The sequence below is a fragment of the Gordonia sp. i37 genome (assembly GCF_002043085.1).
Lineage (GTDB): Bacteria > Actinomycetota > Actinomycetes > Mycobacteriales > Mycobacteriaceae > Gordonia > Gordonia polyisoprenivorans.
On the sequence record NZ_MVPX01000658.1, the window covers coordinates 1 to 871 of the forward strand.

An 871-nucleotide genomic window follows, 5' to 3' on the forward strand; every position below is an offset into this window, starting at 1 on the left:
GGCCCCGCCGGTGCGGCTGGTGGCGATACGGAAGCCGTGGTCATGGCGACACGGCAACGTCCGTGTGCGGACGGAGTCGATACGGGACAGCGGTGTGGGACCGGCACTGACCTCGTCGACGGCGCCCGACACCGCGTCGGCACTGCCCTCGAATTCGCAGCGCACCAAACCGGATTCGTTGCTGACCGTGCCGGACAGCCCGCGTCTCAGCGCGATCCGGGCGACGGCCGGCCGAAAGCCGACGCCCTGCACGACGCCACGCACCTCCACCTCGAGCCGCACCGTCATGACGTCATCTCCGGTGATGCCCTGTCCCACAGAATGATCCGGTTGTTCCCGGAGTCGGCGACGGCAATGGTGTTGCCGTGCCGGTGCAGTCCGTACGGCCAGCACAGGGTATCGGGAGCCACCGCATCCCAACGGTTCTCACCGTTGGCGGCCATGGTCGGCTGGGCCAGGACCCCGTCGGCGCCGCCGATCACCCCGTCCGGGGCGCGGGCGAGCCAGTCGGGACGCTCCCAGAGCAGGAGGCGATTGTTGGCGGTGTCGGCGACGGCGAGTTGCCCGTCGGCCGCGGTCACACCGTAGGGGAACCGCAGTCCCGCAGCGGTTTGCGGGGCGTAGGGGAATTCGCCGGCACCGGTGAAGTCGGATTGCCCGAGTACCAGGTCGGCCGGGCGGTCGGCGACGACCGGGGTACGCCAGCCGAGGACGCGGTGGTTGCCGGCGTCGGCGACGAGAAGATACCCGTCGACGCCGGTGATGGCGTGGGGCCACCGGAACGAGCAGGCGTCGGCCGGACCACCACGATTCTCCTCACGCCCCTGCGGATCGGACTGCCCGAGGACGACGTCGGCGGGCCGGGCCGGCG

At 71.2% G+C, this 871-nt stretch carries 1 protein-coding gene and 1 pseudogene; both read right to left on the reverse strand.

Going from position 1 to position 871, the window contains the following annotated elements; translation table 11 throughout:
* A partial coding sequence (locus tag B1964_RS29410; protein ID WP_139765968.1) for an acylphosphatase occupies positions 1–288 on the reverse strand: 288 nt, incomplete at its 3' end.
* A pseudogene (locus tag B1964_RS29415) lies at positions 285–871 on the reverse strand (hypothetical protein); the annotation flags it as partial. The gene B1964_RS29410 and the pseudogene B1964_RS29415, both read right to left, overlap by 4 nt.